The sequence below is a fragment of the Thiovibrio frasassiensis genome (assembly GCF_029607905.1).
GTDB classification, from domain to species: Bacteria; Desulfobacterota; Desulfobulbia; order Desulfobulbales; family Desulfurivibrionaceae; genus Thiovibrio; species Thiovibrio frasassiensis.
Genome location: NZ_JAPHEH010000001.1, coordinates 1,392,664 through 1,417,591, shown reverse-complemented (window position 1 = coordinate 1,417,591; position 24,928 = coordinate 1,392,664). Strand labels below are relative to the sequence as shown.

The following is a 24,928-nucleotide window of genomic DNA, read 5'->3' as shown; positions in this document are numbered from 1 at the left end:
GGGGTCCTCCCTATTCCACCGTGACGCTCTTGGCCAGGTTCCGGGGCTGGTCCACATCACAGCCGCGCAGATTGGCAATCTCGTAGGCCAACAGCTGCAGGGGCACAACAAAGAGGATCGGGTTCAGCTCCTCGTGGCAGAGAGGCACCGTGATCACCTGCTCGGCGATGCGCCGGCAGTTTTTGTCGCCGGCATTCGCCACCAGGATGATCCTGCCGTTGCGGGCCTTGACCTCTTCCACGTTGGAAATGACCTTCTCATAGACGCTGTCCTTGGGGGCCAGGGCGAGAACCGGCATATCCCGGTCGATCAGCGCGATGGGGCCGTGCTTGAGTTCCCCTGCCGCATACCCTTCGGCGTGAATATAGGATATTTCCTTGAGCTTCAAGGCGCCTTCCAAGGCGATGGGAAAATTGCTCCCCCTGCCCAGGTAGAGAAAATCCCGGCTGTGGGTAAAGGCCTCGGCAATACGGGCCGTTTCCTCCTGCAAGCGGGGCAGCTCCTGCTCCATGAGCGCGGGCAGTTCGAGAAGGGCATGACCGATTGCCTTGCGGTTCTTGGCACTCATGGTCTTGCGGACCTCGCCTAAGAAAAGGGTGAGCAGGAGCAGGGCGGTGAGCTGGCAGGTGAAGGCCTTGGTGGAGGCCACCCCGATCTCCGGTCCGGCATGGGTGTAAATCGTGCCGTGCGCTTCCCGGGTGATGGTGCTGCCCAGCACATTGCAGATGGCGATGACCTTGGCCCCCATCTTCTTGGCAAGCCGCAGCCCCGCCAGGGTATCGGCCGTTTCCCCGGACTGGGAGATGGGCACCACCATCACGGTTTCGTCCAGCAGCAGACGCCGGTAGCGGAACTCCGAGGCGATATCCACCTCCACCGGGATACCCACCCATTTTTCCAACCAGTATTTGGCCACCAGGGCCGCATGCCAAGAGGTACCGCAAGCCACCAAGGAGATGCGGCTGATCTTTTTGAGCTCCACCGCATTCAAGCCTATCTCCGGCAGTTGCACCTTGCCGGTTTCCGGATCGAGCCTGCCGCGAAAGGTGTTAAGAATGGCCTGGGGCTGCTCAAAGATCTCCTTGAGCATGAAATGGCGGTAGCCAGCCTTCTCGGCCATGGCCGCGTTCCACTCGATGGTCTTGATCTCCTTGACCACCTTGCGGCCATTCCCAAGACCCATCACCTGCCATTCCCCCTGCTTGAGGACGGCAAGCTCCCGATCCTCCAAAAAAACCACCTGGTTGGTGTAGGGAAGCAAGGCCGGGATATCCGAGGCCATGAGGCATCCGCCCCCCTCGGCAATTCCAAGAACCAAGGGACTCTGATTGCGCACCGCCACCAGTCGGTCCGGCTGGCCGGCCCACAAAACCCCGATGGCGTACGAGCCTTCGACCTTTTTCAGAGCCTGGCGCACCGCCTTGACCAGATCCCCACCGCCGAGGTGTTCCTCAATGAGATGGGCCAGCACCTCGGTGTCGGTTTCCGAACAGAAGACATGCCCGCGCCCCTGCAACTCCTCGCGAAGGGTATGGTAATTCTCGATGATCCCGTTATGAACCACAACCAGATCGCCGCTACAATCGCAGTGCGGATGGGCATTGAGCTCGGAAGGCGCCCCGTGGGTGGCCCAGCGGGTATGGCCCAAGCCGATGTGGCTGTCGCGGTCCCGCACGGTTTCCAGCAGCTCTTCCAGCTTGCCGAGCTTGCCGGCGGCCCGATATTTCTGGAGCTTGCCACCATGGACATACACCACCCCGGCCGAATCATAGCCCCGGTACTCCAGACGCTTCAAGCCTTCAAGAAGGATGGGCACCACATGCCGCTGTCCGATATAGCCAACGATTCCGCACATACTCAACTCCGTTTTTCTTTTCTGAGGGCTATCTTAGAGGGCGAAACCCTGTCTTGCTTTAGCTACCGCGTTCGGCAAAAGGGTCAACAGGGCCGCAACCTCATCCGCCGTATTATACCGGCTGAGGCTAATGCGCAGGGTCCCGTGCAGATAGGGCTCAGGGACCCGCATGGCCCGCAGCACGTGCGAGGGGTCCACATCGCCTGTCTGGCAAGCGGCATGGGCCGAAACCGCGATGCCGCCCGCATCGAGATCCTGAATCAGCCCGGCCGAAGCCGCGTGCCGGAAACTCACGTTTGTGGTGTTGACCAGCCTGGGCGAGAGCGCACCATTGATCCGCACCTCCGGGATCGCCGCGACAATCCCCGCCTCAAGCAGATCCCGCAGCGCGGCCAGCCGCCGATGCGCTGCCTCGTCCACCCCTGCGGCCAAAGCACAGGCCTGGCCAAACCCAACGATGCCGGGCACGTTTTCGGTTCCGGACCTGCGGCCATTTTCCTGACCGGTGCCCATGATCAGGGGGGTGAAGGGTGCGGTGCGGCTCACATAGAGCGCCCCGACCCCTTTCGGGCCGTGCAGCTTATGACCGGCGATGGTGAGGTAATCCACCCCCAACGCTTCCGCCGAAAGAGCTGCCTTTCCGGCCAGTTGGATGGCGTCGCAATGCAACAAGACGCCCCGCGCCCGGCAGATGGCAGCGATTTCGGCCATGGGCCAGAGCACGCCGGTTTCGTTGTTCGCCACCATGAGGGAGACCAGACCGGTATCCGGCCGGATCGCGCCTTTGAGCGCGTCCAAGTCAAGGGTGCCGTTTTCGTCCACCCCCAGCAGCTCCACCTCGTAGCCCTGAGAGGCGAGAAATTCCAAGGGCGCCAGAACCGAACCATGCTCCACCTGCGAGGAGATGATGTGCTTTTTGCCGGGATTCCCCCAAATTGCGCTGAAGATGGCGGTGTTGTTGCCTTCGGTGCCACCGCTGTTCAAAACAATCCGGCCCGGATGGCAGCCGAGCAATCCGGCCACCTGCTCGCGGGCCAGCTCCACTGCGTGCCGGGCAGCCTCGCCGAAACGGTGGGAGCTTGCCGGGTTGCCGAAACAGTCGGCCAAATAAGGGGCCATGGCTGCTCGCACCGCAGGGTCCAGCGGGGTGGAGGCGTTGTTGTCGAAATAGATGGTGTGCATGGGCTCAGATCCGCAGCATTCTGTCCAAAGAGAGTTTGGCCTCGGCCGCTACCTCGGGGGAGACGGTGATCCGGTTGACCACCCTGCCCTGGGCCAGGTTATCGAGCACCCAGAGCAGGTAACCTGGTTTGATCCGGTACATGGTGGAGCAGAGGCACTGGAAGGGCGAGAGGGAATGGATCTCCCGATCCGGGTACTGGCTTTTAAGCCGGTTCACCAAGTTGACCTCGGTGCCTATGGCCCACTTGCTGCCCACCGGGGAGTCGCGCACCGCCGTGATGATCGCCTCGGTGGAGCCGTACTGGTCGGCCCGATTCACCACCTCGTTGCGGCATTCGGGATGGACAATGATCCGCACCTCGGGATCGCGCTCCCGCCAACCAGCGACATGGGCGGCGGTGAATTGCATGTGTACCGTGCAGTAGCCATCCCAGAGGATGACCTTCGCCTTCTCCAATTGGGCCGGGGTATTGCCGCCCAAGGGCTTGGCGCGCTGCCAGAGGACCACCTCGTCTTCGGCAATCCCCAAAGCGCTGGCGGAATTGCGCCCCAGATGCTCGTCCGGGAAAAAGAAGACCTTCTCTCCCTCAGCCAGCGCCCAGGTCAGCACCCGCTCGGCATTGGAGGAGGTGCAGACCGAACCGCCATGCTTGCCGACAAAAGCCTTGAGCAGGGCGGAGGAGTTCACATAGGTCACCGGGATAACCCGACCGCTGGTCACCTTGGCCAGATCCTCCCAGGCCCAGGCCACCTCTTCGCTGGTGGCCATGTCGGCCATGGGGCAACCGGCCCGCAGGTCGGGGAGGATGACCACCTGATCCGGGGCCGTTAGAATATCGGCGGATTCCGCCATGAAATGCACGCCGCAGAAGACGATGTACTTCCGGTCCGTGGCCTCGGCGGCATTACGGGCAAGCTTGAGGGAATCCCCGGTCAGGTCGGCGAACCGGAAGGTCGCCTCCTGCTGGTAATGGTGTCCCAAAATCAAAAGATTGCCGCCCAGCTCTTTCTTGCGGGCGGCAATCTTTTGGCAGATTATTTCTTCATTTTCCTGCAGGTATTCCGAGCCAAGCTCAACCTGCTGCAGCACGGTCATCTCTCTGTCCTTCACTCCCAGGCACCCCGGGAGAGCATCATGATATGTAAGGCAAAGGCGCAAGGATAAGAAAAAATCCTTGCGCCCGTTGCGACTCAGCGTTTGTTTCTTTTAGCGGCCGTTACTTTACCAGCTTTACCCAGGCAGCGGTCGGCCCCTTGTCCCCTTCACCCTCGCCGAAGCGGACCTCATCGCCTTCGGCCAACTGGGCCATGGTCACATCCTTGAGGGCATTCTCGTGAAAATAGACCTCCTGGCCGTCCATGGTCATGAGAAAGCCGTAGGACTCATAGGGAAACAGGCTCTTAATGGTACCCATGGCCGGACCCGCGGCAACACCCTCCGGCTCCTTGACGGTCTGCCGCCGCTTGCGCTGCAGCTCCTTCAACTGGAGGCCAAGGGTGTCAAACGCTTCCACCAGCAGGGGCCGCACCGTCTCCCCTTTTCTTTTCACAACCACGGTATCATTGGGAACGGAAGCGATGACGCGGACCTCATGCCCGCCTGCCTTATGCCCGGCGGTCTCCTCAATGGAGACACGGAGATGATGAACAAGACCGGGGTGGTGGCGATCAAGGCGCCCCTTCTCCTCTTCGATTTTGTCCTGCCAGGCCTTACGAATTTCCAGATTCCTTCCTTCAACTTGTAGTTCCATGCATTTCCTCCATCACAGTGATTAGGTTGCCGCCCGCAAGGGGCAGCCGACTGGAGAGCTTTCAATTGTATTCTACCATAATGATGGGCGAAAAACAGCTTCTCTTCGTGTGGGGGAAAATAAAAAAGCCGGGGCAAAAGAGGCGGGAATCCCCTCTCTTTTGCCCCGGTTTTAGGGGAACAACCTTATGTACCAAGAAGCACACGCAGGAAGCGAACGGAACATCCTGCGCCCACGCAACGCCAAGATTTTTTTTTGGATCCTCAGCGGAAAAATCAGCTCCCTATTTTTCACCCGCTTCCGGGAGTTGCTTGATGTACACATCCTGCTGCGGGAAGGGGATGGTTATCTTGTTTTCGGCAAAGGCCTTGTAGATCCCCTTCAAGAGGTTGTGAATCTCCAGCCCCTTGAGCCGGGGATCCTCGACCCAACAGAGCAGCTCAAAATCGACGGACGAGGAGCCGAAGGAGCGCATCCGTACCCGGGCCTCAGGCTCCTGAACCACCGCGGGATTAGCGGCGGCCACCGCCAGGAGCACCGCCTCCACCTGGGCCAAGTCGCTGCCGTAGGCAACCCCAACCGGCACCCTGATCCGGAAACGAGGGACCGGCGCGCTTTCGTTGATGATCTTGCTGTTGGCCAAAATGGAGTTGGGAATGGTGATCAGGACATCGTCCCGGGTCATGATCCGGGTGGAGCGCACCCCGATCTCCACCACCTCGCCCCGCTGATCGTTGTCGATGATGATGTAATCGCCCACCTTGAAGGTCTTGTCGGCAAAGATGCTGATGCCGCCGAAGAAATTGGCCAGACTGTCCTTGGCCGCCAGGGCCACGGCGATACCGGCGATACCGGCGGAGGCGAAGAGCGGGGCCAGGTTGACGTTCCAGATGGAAAGAAGCCAAAGCAGGGCGGAAACAAAGATAACCACCCGGACCACATTCTTAAGGAGAAGAAAGAGATCCGCCCCGATCTTGCCCCGCTCGGAAATGGAGTCCAGATAATGCTCGCCCAGGACCATGAAGAGGCGCAGCGCGGCCAGGGTCCAGATGACCAGGGCAATACTTTTTGCCACGTCCGGCACAAATTTCTCCCAGGGCGGGGAAAGTCCCGGCTCCATGCTCAAGGCATGGAGGATACCGACAAAGAAAATACTGACCACAATGGGGGTGTGGAGGATATCGATGGCCTTGTCGTCAAGGTCCGTGGTGGTATAGGCGGCAGCCAACCGCTTGAGGATGCGGTTGACAAAGATATCCACCGCCTTGGCCAGCAAAGCGTAAATCGCCACCACCATGAGCCGCTGGATGATGGGTTGCCGGGAGAGGTCTTGCAGAAAAGGGGAGAGTTCCATGTGTTCACTCAATTATTGTTGATTTAAGGATTTGGAGGGGCTTTTGCCCTATTCCCATTGTCACGCCGCCGAGCACCGCAGAGGCTGCCGAAAAAGGGCTTTGCACTGTTTGAGGCGCAGCCGAGTTTGCAAAGCCCCGGCAGCATCGAGGAGCACAGGGCATCCCGCCAACGGCGGGACAAGTGGCAGGGTGCCTTTTCTTTTTGGTACTTTTTCTTTGGGCAAGCAAAGAAAAAGTACAGAAGGGTAAAGCCTAGTTCTCTGACTACTGCGATTGGCTGATATCGCCCCGCATCACCGGGAGCGGAATTTATCGATGATCCGGCACATGCAGTGGTTATGTATGATTCTCATTGATAATGTCCGCAAGACCATTGAGGTTTTCTTTGAGCTGCCAGGCCCGCTCAGTATAAGTATGGATATCCGAATCAAGCAGTCCAGATCTTTCCAAAATAGTTTCTTCGATCAGCCCCGACAGGAGTGCGTGAATATTGTGCGTGAGATAATTGCGTTGGTCCTTCAATGTTTCCAGGGCTGGTAACATTTGATGGAGAAGTGTATGTTTTCTGGCAAACTTGATCAATTCGCCCAATGCCGCTTTTGACATATTTGTTTCTGGGGCGTGCTTGGCAATGTATTGCTTAAGAAGGCTTTCCAGCCGACCTGCAGCTAGGACGGCACGCCCGAGTTCTGCACAAAATTTGTCGTCCTCATAAAGCAATCTGAAAAAATCTGGCCCTGATATCGTTTCGCCTTTACACATCATAATGACAAAGACCCGCCGAAATTAGGCCGCAGGCCTAGTTTTCCGCTGAATTGCCTTGCTATACGGTTATCCTTATCCATATGGTTTCTGGATAGGCCGTTTGTAATACCCTCTTAAGTCTGAGGGGAACAAACAAAATAATTCAATGTTGTTGTATGCATCAAGCTCGCTAAAATCAGCCAACCATATTTCACAAAAACCATAATTTTTTAAATCTGGAAACATCTCCTCGGTAAGAGCGTTAGCCAATTCCCAAAGAGGTGACTCCTGAAGTTGCACTATGAGTATTGTGGCGTTTGGAAATTTCCAATTTTCCGAGTCACGTTTTTTCTCTTTTTCATATATGAGTGACGAGATGATGTCTAATGATTTTTCTGGATCTATCTTTATGTTTTTATTAATAAACTTATCGAAGAAAACATCGTTTGGGTGTCCCCTCCTAACTTGAACAATTTCAACCCCAACATGTAACCCATTACTGCGTTTACATATGAAATCTGGGCGTTCCGTGGCCTCGATTACTTCGAGGCAGTCATTAGTTATCTCCTCATAGACGGGATTGAAATATTCAAGAACTTCAAGTTCGAGTTCTTTTTTGTAATTGTCATCGCTCAATTTCTACACCAGATGATGAGTTACCGTATAATAAGTTATTCTGTAGTCTCTGCCCATCACCCCAAAAATCATGATGGTCGGAAATATACACAAAAACCCCACCCTCACCCCCTGGCAAACCGCCTCCGCACAGCACCAATCCGCTCCAGCGACCTCCGCACCCTCTCCCCGGAAACCACCCCGCCCACAGCCCTACTCAATAACTCATAAGCCGCAATGATCTTCACATGCTCATGGCAGATCAACAACATGTCCGCCCCGGCCTTAAAAGCAACAAGGGCGGCATCCGCCACCGTACCGTCATTTTCGATGGCGCCCATCTCCAGGTCGTCGGTAACCACCATGCCGTCGTAGCCCAGCTCGTCACGCAACACTCCGCCCAAGATCCGCGACGACAGGGTGGCGGGCTGATCCGGATCAAGTTGCGGGTACACGGTGTGGGAAGTCATCACCCCCGCCACCCCCGCCCGGATCGCGGCAGCAAAGGGCACCAAATCGCACCCGCGCAGCTCCTCCAGGGAACGATCCACCACGGGCAACACCTTATGGGGGTCCAGGGTTGCGCCGCCCAAGCCGGGAAAATGCTTGCCGCAGGCAGCCAACCCGTTCTCCTGCATGGCCGTGATCACCAACGCGCCCAGACGAGCCACCTGCTCCGGGGTGCCGCCCAGGGCGCGGCGTTCCATGAACAAGCCCAATCCGGCAGGGCTCACATCCAGCACCGGAGCCAGGTTCATGTTGATCCCCACCGCCAGCAGCTCGCGGGCGCAGGTTTTGGCATACTCGACCAGCAACTCCTCGGCCCGCTCGCTTTCCGCCAGCACCCTGGCATCGGGAAACTCGGTGAAATGGGGTCCCTTGAGCCGGGCCACGGTGCCGCCCTCCTGATCGATGGAGATCAGCGGCGCACCCAGCCCAGCGGCGCGGCAGGCCGCAACAAGCTCGAGGCAAAGGGTACGGATCTGCTCGGGGTTCTCGGCGTTTCGCTTGAACAGAATGAAGTTGTTGATCCCATACCTATTAATAAGGTCGCGGGTGGAATCATCCAGCTCCGTCCCAGGTAGGCCGACCATGAACAACCCGCCCAATGCATTCTTCATTTTGCCCTCTTCATTGTGCATTATTACTGATACTCCACCGGGTCAACCCGCCCAGCCTCGGCAAACCCCTTGAGCCGCAAGAGACAACTGTCGCAACTCCCGCAGGCCCTCCCCTGCCCGTCCGGGTCATAACAACTATGGGTCAACCCGTAATCCACCCCCAGCTCAAACCCCTTCTCGATGATCTCCTTCTTGGTCATCTTGAGAAGCGGGGCATGGACGCGCAAACGGGTCTCCCCTTCCACCCCGGCCCTAGTGGCCAAGTTGGCCACCCGCTCAAAGGCTTCCAAAAATTCCGGGCGGCAGTCGGGATAGCCGCTGTAATCCATGACATTGACCCCGATAAAGACATCGCCTGCGCCCAGCACCTCGGCCCAAGCCATGGCATAGGACAAAAAGATGGTGTTGCGACCCGGCACATAGGTGATGGGGATGGAGGCGTTCATCTCCGTCTGGCTGCGCCCCTTGGGCACCGCCGCATCCGTGGTCAAGGCCGAGCCGCCGATGGCGTCGAGGTCGAGGCGGAGAATGAGATGCTTTTCGATCCCCTGCCGGGCCACATTGGCCTTGGCCCGCTCCAGCTCCACCTGCTGGCGCTGACCGTAAGCAAAACTCAGGCAGCAACACTCATACCCCTCACCCATGGCCATGGCCAAGACCGTGGCCGAATCAAGGCCGCCGCTGAGTAAGACCACTGCTTTTGGTTTTTTCTGCATCATATTCTCCCCTGGCCGCAACAGGCGGCCGTTTTCTGTATCCACTCTATTGTAAGGGTTGCTGCGAAGCAAGCTGAGAAAATTACCCTGTGCATTTTGCTTTTTACAAGTCCAACCGCACCGGCAGCGGCCGGACAATGGTGATCGCCTCCGGACTTAACGTTGCCCCATAGGCCAGCACCTCCACCCCCTGAGCCGCCACCTCCCGCAACGCCTGGGCATAACCCGGATCAATGTGCGCGGCTGGGGCAAAATAATCCACATCCTCCCGCTGGACACAGAAAAAAACCACGGCCCGGCAGCCGGTTTGGCGCAGGGTGAGCAGCTCGGCCAGATGCTTCGCCCCCCGGGTGGTCACGGCATCGGGAAACATGGCCGCCCGATCCAGGGCCAGGCTGCAGTTTTTCACCTCCACATAGATCTGTTCCTCCCCGCGGGTGAGCAAAAAATCCAAGCGGCTCTTGTCCGAGACCTTGATCTCGGGCCGGATCATCTCAATCCCGGCCAGCTCCGCCACCACCCCGGCACGGATGGCCTCGGCGACCAAGCCATTGGTGCGGGCGGTGTTGATCCCCACCCAGGTCGTGCCGACCCGGACCATCTCCAGGGTATGGCCATACTTGCGTTTGGGGTTGTCCGCCAAGGAAACGAGCACCGGGCTTCCCGGCTCCTTGCACCCCGACATGCTGCCGGAATTCGGACAATGCACGGTGAGCAGCCGGCCATCGTCCATGGCCACGTCGGCGAGAAACCGTTTGTACCGCAAGACCAGCCTTCCCTGCTGCAAGATTTGTCCGAATTCCATTTTTTTCATCCGATCCGATTGTTGTGGGGTATACTCTTTTAAGTGAATTACCGGGGCACGCAACCATACCAACACCACTTTTCCCAAGGCATCCATAATGCCAGATAGACCAGCAAAAAAAAAGGCTGTTGCCCTCCGCTACGATACAAGCCAGGATCCCGCGCCCAAGATTATCGCCAAGGGAGCGGGAGACATTGCCCTAAAAATCATCGCCCTGGCCAAGGAACATGGCATCCCCATTCAAGAGGATGCCGATCTGGTCGAGGTTTTGGCCAAACTGGACCTGAATGCGGACATCCCCCCGGAAACCTATCTGGTGGTGGCGGAAATCCTCGCCTTTATCTACCGGGCCAACACCAAGATGACGCCCTCCTGAAAAAAAACCTCATTCATTCCCCCCGTCCGATTCACCGCGACACTAGGAAAAAAATACCGGTCCTCCCCGCCCCGCATCCATTTTTTTGACACCCGCCTCCCCAGACCAAACCAGCCACAAAAAATCACACATCTTGCTGTATTTATTTAATTTATAGCAGCACAAAAACCTCGCCCCCGCCAAGCAAAGATTCCGGCACGCCTCTTGCAACAATAGAATGCATCACACACAGAGAGGGATGCCATGTTCATCAACAACAGACTCGGATTACTGGAAAGCGTTGAAACCCTGATCAACCAGGAACAGCGGCTGAACCAGGTATCAAACAACCTGGCGAACGTTGATACCCCTGGGTTCAAGAAAGAAACCGTCACTTTCGACGAGATGCTCTACCAGGCGAATCGCTCCCGCCAACGGGTCGGCAAGGGGTTGCGGATCAACACGGTCCAGGAGCAGGGCGTTGTTCAAAAAACTGACGCACCCCTTGATTTGGCCATCTCCGGGGATGGTTTTTTCCGGGTCGAGACCCCGGCCGGGGAGCGTTATACCAGGGCCGGAAACTTCCAGCGCAACAACGAAGGGGTGCTGGTCACCGCCAATGGCTACCCGGTGCTGGGCGATGGCGGCCCCATCACCATCAACGGCAACAAGGTCAATATCGCCCGCGACGGCAACGTTTTTGTCGATGGCATCAAGGTTGACCGCCTGTCGGTAAACACCGTTGACCCGCTGGGGCTGAAAAAAGAAGGCGAAAACCTTTTCCGTCTGGTGGAGGGCGCGGCGGTGGAAACCCCGGAAAGTGTCCAGATCCTGCAAGGGCATCTGGAAAAATCAAACGTCAACACCGTCACGGAAATGACGGAGATGATCGATCTCTACCGCGCTTACGAAGGACAACAAAAAATGATCCGGGCCGTGGACGACCTGGACGACCTTGCCGTGCGCAGGGTCGGCAGCCTGGCAGGATAACCGTTACCAATTAAGACAAGGGGACCAGCATGATCCGCTCACTATTCTCCGGACGCTCCGGCATGACCGGCCAGCAATTGCAGCTGGACACCATCGCCAACAACCTGGCCAACGTCAACACCGCCGGCTTCAAGAAAAGCCGGGCCCAATTCGAGGATCTCTACTACCAGGAAATCCGGGCCATGGGCACGGAAACCGCCGATGGCGGCAGGGTGCCCTCCGGCATCCAGGTCGGCCTCGGTGTGCGCCCCACCTCGGTGCAAAAAATCTTCACCCAGGGCAGCCTGACGGAAACGGGCAACGACCTGGACTGGGCCATTGAGGGCGCCGGATTTTTCAAGGTGATCCGCGATGGCGAGGATTACTTTACCCGGGCCGGCGCCTTCAGCCTTGATGGCGACGGCAACGTAGTCACCCAGAACGGCGATCGGCTGCAGCCTGAAGTTACCGTGCCCCAGGGAACAACCTCCATCGCCATCAACAGCAATGGCCTTCTCACCGCCAAGGATGCCCAGCAGCAGGTGCTCGCCACGGTCCAGATCACCCTGCACAGCTTCATCAATCCCGGCGGCTTGCGCAGTTACGGCGCCAATCTTTTCCAGGAAACCCTGGCTTCCGGCGCCCCCACCGAGGCCAACCCCGGCACCGAGGGCTTGGGCACCATCCAGCAGCGCTTTATAGAGGTCTCAAACGTGGATGTCACCGAGGAACTGGTCAACATGATCATTACCCAGCGCGCCTACGAAGTAAACTCCAAGGCGGTCACCACCGCGGACAAGCTGCTGGAAGTGGCCAACACCCTGGTCCGTTAAAAGGAATTTAAGATGCTGCTGCGTATTACACGTCTCCTCTTGGTTGCAATGCTGTTCTGCCTTGCCTGTCCTCTTTCCGGACAGGCGGCGGAGAGCATTGCCGCCCCGGAACTTGCCGCCTTGGAAACGATCTTCAGCAAGGTTGTCCTTGGAAATGCCCCTTGGCCCAAGGAGGACGTCAAGATCACCAATTTCAACGTCCAGCCCCTGGCCATGACCATCCCGGCGGGCAGTTTTGATTACCGGGTCACCCAGAGGCCATCCGACTTCCGGCCCGGCAAAAAGAATGTCAGCATCGACATCCTGCAAGAGGGTTTGGAGCAAGGCCAGGTGAAGATGAGCGGCGATCTCCGGCTTTTCGGCACGGTGGCCAACACCACAAAACGGCTGAACCGAAACGATATCCTCAGCCGCGATGACATCGCCATGCGGCGGCAGGATATCTCCATGCTGGATGGCGGGATCATTAAAGACCCGGAGCAGGCGGTCGGGCAAAAGCTCAAAATCTCGCTGCCGGCCGGAGCCATCCTCTATGAACAATCCCTTGATGCCCCAAACTTGGTAAAACGGGGCGAGCGGGTGACCATCATGGCAAAATCGAAGGCAATTCAGATAACCGCGCCTGGAGAAGCAAAAAATTCCGGGGCACTCGGCGAAATGATCCGGGTCAAAAACCTCATGAGCCGCAGGGAGATCCATGCCCGGGTTCTGGACGTCGGCCTTGTGGAGGCAGAATTTTGAGACAGCTATCCCATCCATCAAAGGAGAAGATTATGCGCACCCTACAGCACACCACCATCGGCATCCTTCTGCTCGCCGGCCTTTCCGCCTGCGCCGGCAGCCAGCAAGCCCAGCAGTTGCCGGAGCGCTACACCCTGCCCACCCCGCCCAAAGCCGCGCAAGTCCAGCCGGAGGGAACAATCTACGCGGCCAGCACCAGCGGCTTAGATCTGTATGCGGACAGCCGGGCGAAAAAGATCGGCGACATCGTTCTGGTCCGCATCGTGGAAACCTCCAAGGCCAACAAGGAAGCCAACACCAAAACCCAGCGGACCTCCAGCGCCACCGGCGGCATTTCCAGCATGTTCGGCCTGGAGACCTGGCTGGCGGATAACAACCACCGTTTTACCCCCTCGCTCACCGAACTCCAGGCCAGGCTGACCAATGATTTCGAAGGCAAGGCCAAGACCGACCGGAAAAGCAACGTCACCGCCACCATCTCGGCCCGGGTCATCGACATCACCACAGACGGCAACCTGAACATCCGCGGCTACCAGGAGGTGAAGGTCAACGATGAAACCCAGCACATCATCCTCTCCGGCATCATCCGTCCGCAGGATGTCGCCCAGGACAACTCGGTCCTCTCGACCCATGTTGCCGACGCCCGGATCGAATACAGCGGCCAGGGGGTTCTCGGCGACAAGCAGCGACCGGGCTGGCTGGCCAGGGCCCTGGACACCGTGTGGCCGTTTTAGGAGAGCAAAGCAACGCGCTAGGCAAAATATTCCTTCCTCTCTATGGGGCGACGCCATGATAAAAAGAATATTCCCTTTGAAAATAGCACATTACAACACACCCATCTCCCGTGGCACGCTGCTTGCTAGGATTACAAGGTACAGGCTCAAAAAAATACAGGTTGAGGACAGCTCCATGCAGACGACAACCGTACCCTTCACAAATACAAGCCAGACCATACGGCGAACAACCCTGCTCTTTGTCGCCGCGCTTCTGCTCGGTTTTCTCTGGAACACCGGGTTTGCCCATGCCGTCCGCTTAAAAGATCTGGCTTCGGTAAAGGGGGTGCGGAACAACCAGCTGGTGGGCTACGGCATTGTGGTCGGCTTAAACGGCACCGGCGATGGCAACAAAGCCGCTTTTACCGGCCAGGGGCTGACCAATATGCTCAACAATCTCGGGGTCAAGGCGGACCCGGAAGCTACCAAGGTGAAAAATATCGCCAGCGTCATGGTCACCGCCACCCTGCCGCCCTTCTTCAAGGTGGGCCAGAGGATCGACGTAACCATATCTTCGGTGGGCGATGCCACATCCTTGCAAGGCGGCACCCTGCTGGTCACCCCCCTTAAGGGTCTGGACAATAATGTCTATGCCATGGCCCAGGGGCCCATCAGCACCGGAGCCGACCCCGCAGCCCGGGGCGCGGCAAAACAAGCAAATCATCTGACCGTGGCCCGGATCACCAACGGCGCCTCGGTGGAACGGGAAGTGCCGGTGAATTTTGCCAACAAGGAGAGCATCACCATCAGCCTGGCCGCCCCGGATTTCACCACGATCTCCCTGATGAAAACCGCCATTGACGCCTATCTGGGCGGCGCCTACGCCACCGCCCGGGACGGTGCCTCGGTGGATGTCGCAGTGCCGCCAAAATTCAAGGCGCAGGAGGTCGCGCTGCTGGCAGCCCTGGAAAACATCGAAATCAACCCGGAACGGCGGGCCAGGGTGGTCCTCAACGAACGGACCGGCACGGTGGTCATGGGCGACAATGTCACCATCAGTCAAATGGCCCTTTCCCATGGGAATCTGAGCCTGCAAGTCAAGCCCCCGCCCCAGCCCGGTGCTGCAGCCAATGCCCCGGTTGACACGGCCAAGGTCGGGCAAAAGGTGGTAACCCTGCAACCGGGCGTCACCCTGGGCGAGGTGGTCCGGGCCTTGAACTCGGTGGGCGTCGCGCCCCGGGAACTCATCGCCATCTTTCAGGCCATCAAGGCCGCAGGCGCCTTGCAGGCCGAACTGGAAATCATTTAGCGAGTTAAAAATTATTTTCCGGCAGAAAATAATTTCGTTAACACACTTACCCCGTTTATCGGGACTAGGAACGAAACGGCATGGATATTATCAGCGAAGCAACAAGCGGGCTTAAGGGAATCAGCAATTCTGCCGATACGCTCAAGGAGAAGAAACTCCGCGAGGCCTGCGCCGGCTTTGAAGCCCTGATGCTCAAACAGATTCTGAGCCAAGCCCGCCAGGGGATCGAAAAAAGCGGTCTGCTTGACGGCGGCTATGGCGAGGAAATGTTTCAGTCCATCCAGGATGACCAGATGACCCAGAAAATGGCGGCAAGCTCCGGCCTCGGCTTTGGCGAGATGCTCTACCGGCAACTCTCACAAGCCCATGCCCCGCAGAGCCCAACGAGTAAGGAGAAGTAAACCATGCAGCAGACAACAGAGCAACACGCCCTGCCGGCTAAATTCTTCGAAGCCCTGGAGCAGGAGATCCTCCTTTCCCAGGACCTGCTCGTCATCTTGAACGAAGAACAAAAAGCCCTGGTGATCATGGACATGCAGGCCCTCATTCTCTTGAGCAACAAGAAAGAAAACAGACTGAGCCGCCTCCAGGCCCTGGATTCTCTGCTCGCCGATTTGACCAGGGAGCTCTGCCCGGAAGCAAAGGGAAAAACTGCAAGACTTGGGGCCCTCATCCCCCTCCTCAGCCAGGAAGAGGGGGAAACGCTGAACCTGTATCGCACAAAACTGAGCGGACTGCGGGAAGAGATCCTCAGCCGCACCCAAATCAACAAGCACTTTGCCGCGGATGTAAAAACATATCTCAATGACGCCATTTCCCTTATCACCAGCGGGATAGCGGAACGCCCCATGTACGGCCTCACCGGGCGCAGCAAAAAGCCCTCCCTGAATCAACCTTCCTTTATCAGTCGGGAGGTCTAAGACCATGGCCGGCATTGGACATGTGCTGAGCATTGCCAAGGAGGCGCTCCTCACCCACCAGCTTTCTATCCAGGTGGCGTCGCACAATATTGCCAATGTTGACACCCCCGGCTACACCAGACAGTCGCTGCAGCTTGAAACCCATAATGCGACCCCCATCAGCTCCGGTATGCTCGGCGGCGGGGTTAAGGGCACAAGCATCCTGAGAAATTACGACCAGTTCATGGTGCAGCGCCTCGCCAACCAGGAATCAACCCTGGGCAGCCTGGAAGCGCAGCAGCAATCCATGCGGCTGGTGGAAACCGTGTTCAATGAAGCGCCGGGCCTGGCCATCAACGATCTGATGAACCAATTCTGGTCCAGTTGGCAGGAGCTGGCCGACAACCCGGAAATATCCGCGACCAGACAACAGGTGGTCCAGTCTTCCCAGCTGATCATTGATCAGCTGCACACCATGACCGGCGAATTGACCCAGGCCAAATTCGATATCGGGATCAGTCTCGACACAGCCATCGAAGACGTCAACTCCATTGTCACCCAGATCGCAGACCTCAATGTCCAGATTTCCGGCGCGGAATCCGCGGCTGGCGAGGCAAACGACATGCGCGACAAAAGAGACGGCTTGGTCCGGGAGCTTTCCCAGCTGCTCGACGTCTCTTTCTTCGAAGATAAAAACGGCGCCTACACCATTCTCATGGCCGACGGCCACACCCTGGTGGAAAGCAACCAATCCTGGCAGGTGGACTGGGAAAACAACGAACTCATCTGGGTAAACAAAGACAGCAATGGCCTGGAAACCCGCCGGCCCATCGGCGGCGGGGCCGAATTGGGCGGCAAGATCGGAGGCTGGCTTGAGGTCCGCGGCAATCTGGTTGAAGGCGACCCGAACAATTTCCTCGGCCGCCTCGACGCCTTTGCCAACGCGATGATCCGGGAGATCAACCAGCAACACTCCCAAGGGGTCGGACTTACCATGTTCAGCGATGCCCTGACCGGTTCGGCGCAGGCGAAAGATGTTGCCCGGCTCACCGCCACCATCGATCCGATCACCGCAAATTTGACCATTGCCCCGGACAGCATCACCATCAACAACCGCGCTGTCGGAGAAATCATTGGCGGCACCCCGCTGAATGGTCTGGCCACGATCAAGGCTTACAACGCCGTGACCGCGATCAATACAGCAGCAACCGACGTCACCGCAAGACTCACCACCCAGATGGCGGGAAGCTTGTCGGTTGACGCGAGCAACATTCAGGCGGGAGACATAATCAGCCTCACCGTCAATGGTGTTGCCGTGAATTACACGGTGGTCGGCGGCGTGGGCGGAGACTTGGGCGACAATGCCGCCTTTGCCACACACCTGGCCGCCGAAATCACCAGTGACCTTTCCACCTACAACGGCCTCGCCACCACCAGCAATCCGGTGACCATCAAAGCCACCGCCGGCACCGGCAGCAATGGCGGCGTTGCCAACTCCCTCGTCTTTTACAACGAAAATGAGGGAGACGGCTCCTCAATCACCGTGGACAACCTGAACATAACCCTTTTTGCCGCTGGCCCAGCGACCATCGCGGACCTGGGTCTCGCCACTGTCGCCGGCAACACCTACACCGCCGATGCCACCCACAACACGGGCAAGATCACCCTGTTTTCCACCAACACCTTTACCCTCAAAGCCGGGGCCACCGATTCCATCCTGGCCCAGCTCGGCCTTACCGGAACCACGGTCTCTTCTTTTGACACGCAAACCGGCGACGGCTCCATCACCTATGGCCCGGAAGTGAGTTCCCAAGGCCCCCTGCTGCCCGGCTTCGACTATTTTGACGAACTCGACACCAGCGGCAGCTTCGATATCTGGGTTTACAACACCGATGGCTCCTTGGCCCTGCCCCAGCCCGTTACCGTCTCCCTGGAGCGGGCCTACGATTTAAACGGTGTGGTCCGCGCCATCAACACCGCCATGACGAACGCCGGCGCGGTTACCGGGGGTACACGCTGGGTGGAGGCCTCCCCCTCCAACGCCAGCCTGCGCCTCACCCCGGACACCAACCACCAGTTCGTCTTTGCCAATGACACCTCCAACCTTCTGCAGGTTGCCGGGCTGAACACCTTTTTCACCGGCAGCAGCGCGGCAACCATCGGCGTTAACAGCGTGATTACGAACAATTTCAACAACCTGGCCGCAGGCACCGTTGGCGCCCAAGGGCAAATATTTAGCGGGGACAACACTAATTCCCTCAAGATCACGAGCATCCAGCACGATGAGACTATTAAGTATACCGGGGGCGCAAAAAACACTCTGGATGGCTTTTACAATACCCTGGTCGGCCAGGTTGCCAACACCACCCGCACCATCAGCCGCACTTACGATTCTACGGTGCTGGTAAACAATCAGGTGAGCGAAATGCGCGATTCGGTCTCCGGCGTTTCCCTTGATGAAGAAATGGCGAATCTGGTCAAATACCAGCACGCCTATACCGCCGCCGCCCGCCTCATCACCATGTCGGACGAAATGCTGCAGACCCTGCTTGATTCGGTACGATAGGAGATAACCCATGCGGATTACCATGCAGTCAGTCCATAACAAGACCCTGAGGGATCTCAACAACCTCACCACGTCCATGAGCCGGGTCAACTCACAGATTTCCTCGGGAAAACAAATATCAACGATCTCCCAAGATCCGGTCAATCTGATAACCGCCCTGGGGCTCAGGTCCACGCTTACCCAGATCACCACCTACCAGGACAATCTTACCTTCGGCGACAAGAGCATCTCCGCCGCGGAAAGCGCCCTCACCCAGATGAAGGACCTCACCTTGCGCGCCAAGGTTTTGGGGCTGCAACAGGCAAATGCCACGGTCAATACGCAAAACCGGGCCAGTGCGGCGGAAGAGGTCCGTCACCTCTGGGAAGAAGCCATTACCCTTGCCAACAGCGACGTGAACGGCAAATACATCTTTGGCGGCTACCGGACCACCGGCTACACGGACATTGAGCCGGAACCTTTTGTCGCCGACCTGACAGCAGGGTATCACATCAACGGCCAACCGTTACCCGCCCTCGCCGCTGCCGCACCGACACAATACAACCTGAACACCGGTGACTTGGCCATCAACGGACTCCCCATTGACGCCACCGTTGCTGATGCCGATTCCACCGCCCATGCCGATGCCTCGGCAGCAGCCAAGGCATCGGCGATCAATGCCAAATTTGCCTCTACCGGAGTAAGGGCAGACATCACTCCGGCAAACAAAGTCGCCGCTGGAGCTGTAACGCAAACGCTGCCCCTTCCACCTCTCACAAACATCGCCTCAGGCGATCTGCTGATTAACGGGCAGGATATTTTTGACGGCGTAACCAATCCTGCCGCGGCTGCCGTTCTTGGCCAGGACTCAGACAACACCTTGGTAAATGCGATCAATGCCCACTCTGCGACCACCGGCGTTATCGCTTCCCGCGACAGCAGCGGCATCCTCTCGCTCACCGCAGTGGATGGCAGGAATATCGAGGTTGCAACAAACGCCAATGGGGAAGCCATTTCCCAGCTTAACGGCGCCGCAGGCGATACTGTCTACTTCGGCACCGTACAACTTTCCTCGAATCAGCCCTTTAGCCTGCAAACCACCCCGATTACCGAACCAGGCCTCGTCGCCCTCGGCCTGGATGGGGGAACAGCCATCACCGGCGAAAGCAGCGATACCGTCGGGGATGGCCTCTTGACAATGATCACCATCCAAAAACAAGATGGCAACGTCCGCTATGCCGGGGATCCTGACCATGACCTGGCAATCAAGGTTGGCAAGATCAGCACCCTGGAGGTGGCCAAAAACGGCAAAACCGCCGTGCTGGACACCGGTATTTTTGCCATGCTGAAAAAATTGGAAGACAGCTTGCTCGGCGAGAAATTCAGCTCCGTAACGGGCCTGAACAAAGCCACCGACACCACCGCCAAGCTGGACAGCGGCAACACCGGACTTGAGAAACAGGACACCGCCTTTACCTCCGGGACAATCGCCTTTACGGTGACCGACCACTCCACGTATCCGCCCACGAATCGCACCATGGATATTGGGATCGCTCTTGCCACTGACAGCCCGGCAGATATTGCCGCGAGAATAAACGGCATCCCCGGCATGACCGCCTCCTGGAATAGTGATGGCTACCTAAAACTTGAAACCACCGACACCGAGCGATACAGCTTTACCTACACCGACACCAGCAATTTCCTGGAAATGTCGGGCATCACCCCCGACACCATGCAGGTACAGAGTATCAACAAGGCCGTTGATGATGCCAACACGGTAATGGATAACCTTTCCACCCAGGTCTCCGACTTTGGCGCCCGGGTGAATCGGATCATGGTCCAGCAGCAGATCTATTCAAAGCTCGAGCTGGCCACCACGGAAAATCTCTCGGAAAAAGAAGATACCGATTTCACCAAAGCGCTGCTGGAACTCAAGTCCAAGGAAACCGCCTACGAAGCTGCGCTGGCGGCCGCAGCCAAAACCATGCAGATGAGCCTGCTGGATTTCCTTAAGTAACCATTGTTTTCTCTTTGCAAAAAAAGGAAGATACACTCAGGGAAGAGTGTATTCGATCATCAAGCAAGCCAGGGAGGGCGACACAGTGCTGATACTTACCCGGAAACCGGGAGAAGCCATTGCCATAAGCGACGGGATTACAGTCAGGGTTCTTGAGATAAAAGGCGGCCAAGTCAAGATCGGAATCGAGGCCCCGGCCGAGGTCACGGTCCACCGGGAAGAGATTTACCTCCGCATCGTGGAGGAAAACATTCGCGCCGCAACGGAGGCCCCGGAAGATCTTGCTTCCCTCACCTCTGTCTTTGGCGACGAGAAAACACGAATCAAGCCGCCGCCTGAAAAGGGCAAATAAATTCAACCCGGGGAATGACACGATGAGAACGACCACACTCCATTATACCGATCTGCAGCCCCGAGGGAGGAAAGGATGATGCACGCCATGGCCACAACACCCTGCACTGAAAAGACAGAAAAAAAGGGAGCAATCACGGTGCCCACCAGCCGCTTTGGCGCACTGTCGGTAAACCCCGAGAAGATCATTACCATGACCTCCCCTTTTCTGGGCTTCCCGAATTCGATGCGGTTCTTTGTCAAGCCGCACGGAGAAGAATCGCCGTTTCTCTGGCTGCAGTCCCTGAACGACCCGAAGCTCGCCTTTGTGGTGATCCAGGCCGCTCTGCTGATCCCGCAATACCAAGCGGAAATCTCCGCCTCGACCCGCCAGGAGCTGCAAGCTTTGCCGGAACAAGCGCTGGAAATTCTGCTCATCCTGACCATCCCCAAGGACAACCCCGAAGGGATGACGGCCAACCTGCTCGGACCGGTGGCAATCAACCCCGAGAAACGTTTGGCCAAGCAGGTATTACAGGATCCCACGCGCTACGATGCCTGCTGGCCCGTTTTCACCACGGATGAACCGGCGGAATAGCAGGGGCAACGGCAAGGGGCAGGAATGCGCGAAAAAAGAGGGGAAACAGGAGCTGCTTTGAGGAAAACCGAAAGGGAAAAGAGAGTAACGGCCGGCCGGCCGTTACTCGACCAAGGTCTCGGAAAGGAGGCTGGCCATCATTTTATCGGCAAGACGGTAAGGATCGACCTGATACTCGCCGCGGGAAATTTCTTCCCTGAGCGCGTGAACCCTATCCGCACGAACCTCCGGAGTCTGCTCAAGAATATCCTTTGCCTTCTGCACTTCCAGGGAACCAGCCGACAGCACTACCCGATCCGTCGGAGCAGCACTCTTGGCAGCCGTGGCAGGGGCAGCGCCTTCAGATTTCTTAACCTGAACCTTCTCTGTTTTGATCGGAGGAAAAATGCCTGTTAGTTTCATGACCGGATCCTTGATTCTCTGCAGGTTTTTGTAGCCGCTGATGGAGATTGAAGCTCCGGGGGACACCCTGTCCCCTTACCCACCGACAGCTTTGTATCTATCATATCGGCCTTTTAATTACAAACTTAAAATAAAAAACATCGTCACCAAAAAAGGACCATAATTCAACCTGAAACAACACATTTCCCCTCCCGACCCAACTCTCCTTCTCCTCAAAATGATCCGACTCCGACTCCGGATGTTGTTGCCCACCAGGACGCGCGCGACATTGTTGCCAAACCACCCCGCGGCTGGTAGTATCATGCCCCATGAATCAACAAGAACCGGTTTATCTCATCGACGGCAGCGCCTATATCTATCGGGCCTACCATGCCATTGCGCCGCTTACCAACAAAAGCGGCCTGCCCACCCATGCGGTTTACGGGTTCACCAACATCCTCCTCCGGGTTTTGCGGGAAAAAGCGCCCAGGTTTCTCGGCATCGCCTTTGATGTCCGAGGGCCCAACTTCCGCCACGAGATGTACCAAGCGTACAAGGCAAATCGTCCGACCATGCCCGACGACCTTGCCTGCCAGATCCCCTATATTAAGGAGATCGTCGCCGCCCACAACATCGCCTGCCTGGAACGTCAGGGCTATGAGGCCGACGACCTGCTCGCCTCGGCGGCCAAAAAGCTTGCCGGTCAAGGCCACCCGGTGATCGTGGTCTCCGGGGACAAAGACCTGCTGCAGCTGGTTTCAGAGTCCATCACCGTCTGGGATCCCATGCGGGACGTATTCATGGACCCTGCCGCAGTGCGGAAAAAATACAATCTCGGCCCGGAGCAGCTCCTCGATTTTTTCGCCCTGATGGGCGACAGCTCGGACAACGTGCCGGGGGTGGCGGGCATCGGCCCGAAGACTGCGGAAAAGCTGATCACGCAATGCGGCTCCCTCGATGGGATCTACCAGAATCTCGAGACCATCTCCCAGGCAAAGCTTAGGGAAAAACTTCTGGCCGACCGAGAGAACGCCTTCCTCTCCCGGAAACTCATCACCCTCATTGAAGATCTTGCCACCCCGGAGTTGCAGGAATACGAGATCCCGGAGCCCAACGAAGAAAAGCTCCAGGAGCTCTATACCTTCCTCGATTTCAGCCGTCTGGTGAAAGCACCCCAGACCACCGCCGTTGCCCTCGAGACCAAGGGGTTCCATTTGGTCCAGACGGAAAAAGCGCTTCAGGATATCTGCCAACAGCTGAGCAAGGGACCCGTGCTGGTGCTGGACACGGAAACCACCTCTCTTGACCCGCTGGTGGCCGAACTTGTGGGCATCTCTCTTTGCTCCACGGCCGAAGAAGCCTATTACCTGCCCATCGGCCACCGGGACAGCGAGGGAAACCTGCTGGCCAACCAGCTCCCCCTTGCCCTGGCCCGGGAACACCTGACGCCGCTTTTTTCCGACCCCAACCTGCCCAAGCTCGGCCATAACCTCAAATTCGATCTCCCCATCCTGGAGAGCCATGGCCTCCCTCTGAGCGGTCCCCTGTGGGACACCATGCTCGCCTCGTACCTCCTGGACCCTTCTCGCCGCTCCCAGAAACTAGACGACCTGTGCCTGGAGATGCTCGGCAAACGGTTGACCAGTTTCGCTGAAGTCACCGAGGGCGACAAGCGGCCCGACAGCTTTGCCTATGTTGCCCCGGAAGCGGCCAAAAACTATTCCTGCGAGGATGTGATCGGCGCCTTTCTCCTCTGGCAACGGTTCCACCCCCAGCTCGAAGAGTTCGGCCTTTGGAAGCTTTTTTCCTCCCTGGAAATGGCGCTGGTTCCCATTCTGGTTCGGATGGAACAGACCGGGATCACCGTGGATCAGGCGCAACTACAGCGGTTGTCCGAGGATTTCGGCCTCCAGCTGGCAGAGCTGGAAAAGACCATCTATGCTTTGGCCGGGGAGGAGTTCAATATCAATTCCACCCGCCAGCTCGGCGAGATCCTTTTTGCCAAGCTGGGGTTGCCCCAGGGGCGAAAAACCAAAACCGGCTACTCCACCGATGTCAAGGTTCTGGAAAGCCTGGCCCGACAGCACGATCTGCCCGCGGCGATCCTGGCCCACCGGACCCTGAGCAAGCTTAAAAACACCTATGTGGACAAGCTGCCGGAGCTCATCCATCCCAAAACCGGCCGGATCCACACCTCGTTCAACCAGACGGTCACCGCCACCGGCCGGTTGAGCAGCAGCAACCCCAACCTGCAGAACATCCCCATCCGCACCCCAGAGGGCCAGAAGATCCGGGCCGCTTTTGTGGCCGCGCCGGGGCAGCTCTTTTTATCGGCGGATTATTCCCAGATCGACCTGCGGGTCATGGCCCATTATGCCCAGGATCCGGCCCTGCTTACCGCCTTCCGCGCAGGCGAGGACGTGCACAACCAGACCGCGGCCGAGATCTTCCGGGTCAACCCTGCCTTTATCTCGCCGGAGATGCGACGGGTGGCAAAAACCATCAATTTCGGCATCATTTACGGAATAAGCGCCTTCGGCCTTGCCGCCCAACTCAACCTGAGCCGCAAGGAGGCCGCCACCTTCATCGAAAGGTACTTCGCCCACTATGCCGGGGTGAAGCGTTTTATGGAGGAGATCGTCGAAAAGGCCCGAAAGGACGGCTTTGTCACCACCCTCCTCAACCGGCGGAGGTTGTTGCCCGACATCAACAGCTCCAACAAGGCCAGCCGCGAATTCGCCGAGCGCACCGCGATCAACACCCCCATCCAGGGCACGGCCGCGGACATCATCAAATTGGCCACCATCGCCGCCACCCAACACCTCACGGAAAAAGGGTTACACGCTAAACTTCTGCTCCAGATCCATGACGAGCTGGTCTTCGAGGTTCCGGCCGCGGAAATCGAGGCAACCGGCGCGGTGGTCAAAGAGGCCATGGAAGGGGTCATGCAACTTGACGTCCCCCTGGTGGTAAACACGGTGGTGGGAGAAAACCTGGCCAAGGTGTAAGGGGTGCGACGGTATCCCCTCCCGGTTAAATCGATTGACGGTCTTCACGAAAAAAATTAGGATAACTTCCTGAATTTTTAACAAAA

The 24,928-nt window shown here is 57.7% G+C and carries 24 protein-coding genes; 13 read left to right on the top strand and 11 right to left on the bottom strand.

All coding sequences use genetic code 11. The features are described from left to right. Positions 1-10: 10 nt before the first annotated feature. From glmS to sfsA, 10 genes are all read right to left on the bottom strand, one after another. Positions 11-1,855 carry a glutamine--fructose-6-phosphate transaminase (isomerizing) gene (glmS, locus tag OLX77_RS06725; RefSeq protein ID WP_307632828.1) on the bottom strand — a complete coding sequence of 615 codons (1,845 nt, stop codon included), beginning with the start codon at positions 1,853-1,855 and terminating at the stop codon, positions 11-13. 33 nt (positions 1,856-1,888) lie between these two features. Further along, positions 1,889-3,037, bottom strand: coding sequence for a cysteine desulfurase family protein (locus OLX77_RS06720; protein ID WP_307632827.1), 1,149 nt, complete (start codon positions 3,035-3,037; stop codon positions 1,889-1,891). 4 nt (positions 3,038-3,041) lie between these two features. Next, a complete protein-coding gene (gene nadA, locus OLX77_RS06715) occupies positions 3,042-4,133 on the bottom strand; it encodes a quinolinate synthase NadA (protein ID WP_307632826.1) in 1,092 nt (363 codons plus the stop codon). 121 nt (positions 4,134-4,254) lie between these two features. Beyond that, complete coding sequence (locus OLX77_RS06710) at positions 4,255-4,788, bottom strand: HPF/RaiA family ribosome-associated protein (protein ID WP_307632825.1); 534 nt, start codon at positions 4,786-4,788, stop codon at positions 4,255-4,257. 283 nt (positions 4,789-5,071) lie between these two features. Next, positions 5,072-6,142, bottom strand: a complete 1,071-nt coding sequence (locus OLX77_RS06705) for a mechanosensitive ion channel family protein (protein WP_307632824.1) — start codon at positions 6,140-6,142, stop codon at positions 5,072-5,074. Between the two features lie 337 nt (positions 6,143-6,479). Continuing rightward, complete coding sequence (locus OLX77_RS06700; RefSeq protein WP_307632823.1) at positions 6,480-6,908, bottom strand: hypothetical protein; 429 nt, start codon at positions 6,906-6,908, stop codon at positions 6,480-6,482. Positions 6,909-6,980: 72 nt separating this feature from the next. Continuing rightward, positions 6,981-7,523: a hypothetical protein gene (locus OLX77_RS06695; RefSeq protein ID WP_307632822.1), complete on the bottom strand. Its 543-nt coding sequence runs from the start codon at positions 7,521-7,523 to the stop codon at positions 6,981-6,983. 104 nt (positions 7,524-7,627) lie between these two features. After that, complete coding sequence (gene nagZ, locus OLX77_RS06690) at positions 7,628-8,623, bottom strand: beta-N-acetylhexosaminidase (protein WP_307632821.1); 996 nt, start codon at positions 8,621-8,623, stop codon at positions 7,628-7,630. Positions 8,624-8,646: 23 nt separating this feature from the next. After that, positions 8,647-9,342: a 7-cyano-7-deazaguanine synthase QueC gene (gene queC, locus OLX77_RS06685; RefSeq protein ID WP_307632820.1), complete on the bottom strand. Its 696-nt coding sequence runs from the start codon at positions 9,340-9,342 to the stop codon at positions 8,647-8,649. Positions 9,343-9,442: 100 nt separating this feature from the next. Then, on the bottom strand, positions 9,443-10,144 hold the full coding sequence (sfsA, locus tag OLX77_RS06680; RefSeq protein WP_307632819.1) for a DNA/RNA nuclease SfsA: 702 nt from the start codon (positions 10,142-10,144) through the stop codon (positions 9,443-9,445). Positions 10,145-10,241: 97 nt separating this feature from the next. Here sfsA and OLX77_RS06675 point away from each other — a divergent pair, with 97 nt between their 5' ends. The 12 genes from OLX77_RS06675 to fliW all read left to right on the top strand — a co-directional run bounded on the left by OLX77_RS06675 (position 10,242) and on the right by fliW (position 21,453). Beyond that, entirely contained in the window at positions 10,242-10,520 is a 279-nt protein-coding gene (locus OLX77_RS06675; RefSeq protein WP_307632818.1) for an EscU/YscU/HrcU family type III secretion system export apparatus switch protein, read from the top strand. 243 nt (positions 10,521-10,763) lie between these two features. Next, entirely contained in the window at positions 10,764-11,489 is a 726-nt protein-coding gene (gene flgF, locus OLX77_RS06670; protein WP_307632817.1) for a flagellar basal-body rod protein FlgF, read from the top strand. A gap of 29 nt (positions 11,490-11,518) precedes the next feature. Next, positions 11,519-12,301: a flagellar basal-body rod protein FlgG gene (gene flgG / locus OLX77_RS06665; RefSeq protein ID WP_307632816.1), complete on the top strand. Its 783-nt coding sequence runs from the start codon at positions 11,519-11,521 to the stop codon at positions 12,299-12,301. Positions 12,302-12,313: 12 nt separating this feature from the next. After that, positions 12,314-13,042, top strand: coding sequence for a flagellar basal body P-ring formation chaperone FlgA (flgA, locus tag OLX77_RS06660; RefSeq protein WP_307632815.1), 729 nt, complete (start codon positions 12,314-12,316; stop codon positions 13,040-13,042). Positions 13,043-13,074: 32 nt separating this feature from the next. Then, a complete protein-coding gene (locus OLX77_RS06655) occupies positions 13,075-13,776 on the top strand; it encodes a flagellar basal body L-ring protein FlgH (protein WP_307632814.1) in 702 nt (233 codons plus the stop codon). Positions 13,777-13,951: 175 nt separating this feature from the next. Then, positions 13,952-15,064, top strand: a complete 1,113-nt coding sequence (locus tag OLX77_RS06650) for a flagellar basal body P-ring protein FlgI (RefSeq protein ID WP_307632813.1) — start codon at positions 13,952-13,954, stop codon at positions 15,062-15,064. A gap of 80 nt (positions 15,065-15,144) precedes the next feature. Then, entirely contained in the window at positions 15,145-15,465 is a 321-nt protein-coding gene (locus OLX77_RS06645; protein ID WP_307632812.1) for a rod-binding protein, read from the top strand. Between the two features lie 3 nt (positions 15,466-15,468). Continuing rightward, a complete protein-coding gene (gene flgN, locus OLX77_RS06640) occupies positions 15,469-15,984 on the top strand; it encodes a flagellar export chaperone FlgN (protein ID WP_307632811.1) in 516 nt (171 codons plus the stop codon). 4 nt (positions 15,985-15,988) lie between these two features. Next, a complete protein-coding gene (gene flgK / locus OLX77_RS06635; protein WP_307632810.1) occupies positions 15,989-18,529 on the top strand; it encodes a flagellar hook-associated protein FlgK in 2,541 nt (846 codons plus the stop codon). A gap of 10 nt (positions 18,530-18,539) precedes the next feature. After that, positions 18,540-20,525: a flagellin N-terminal helical domain-containing protein gene (locus OLX77_RS06630; protein WP_307632809.1), complete on the top strand. Its 1,986-nt coding sequence runs from the start codon at positions 18,540-18,542 to the stop codon at positions 20,523-20,525. An 85-nt stretch (positions 20,526-20,610) separates the two neighbouring features. Then, a complete protein-coding gene (gene csrA, locus OLX77_RS06625; RefSeq protein ID WP_307632808.1) occupies positions 20,611-20,877 on the top strand; it encodes a carbon storage regulator CsrA in 267 nt (88 codons plus the stop codon). 75 nt (positions 20,878-20,952) lie between these two features. Further along, positions 20,953-21,453: a flagellar assembly protein FliW gene (gene fliW, locus OLX77_RS06620; protein WP_307632807.1), complete on the top strand. Its 501-nt coding sequence runs from the start codon at positions 20,953-20,955 to the stop codon at positions 21,451-21,453. 102 nt (positions 21,454-21,555) lie between these two features. Here fliW and flgM read toward each other — a convergent pair whose 3' ends face one another. After that, on the bottom strand, positions 21,556-21,855 hold the full coding sequence (gene flgM / locus OLX77_RS06615; RefSeq protein WP_307632806.1) for a flagellar biosynthesis anti-sigma factor FlgM: 300 nt from the start codon (positions 21,853-21,855) through the stop codon (positions 21,556-21,558). A 308-nt stretch (positions 21,856-22,163) separates the two neighbouring features. Between flgM and polA the strand changes: the two genes are divergently transcribed. Further along, a complete protein-coding gene (polA, locus tag OLX77_RS06610) occupies positions 22,164-24,842 on the top strand; it encodes a DNA polymerase I (protein ID WP_307632805.1) in 2,679 nt (892 codons plus the stop codon). Positions 24,843-24,928: the final 86 nt, after the last annotated feature.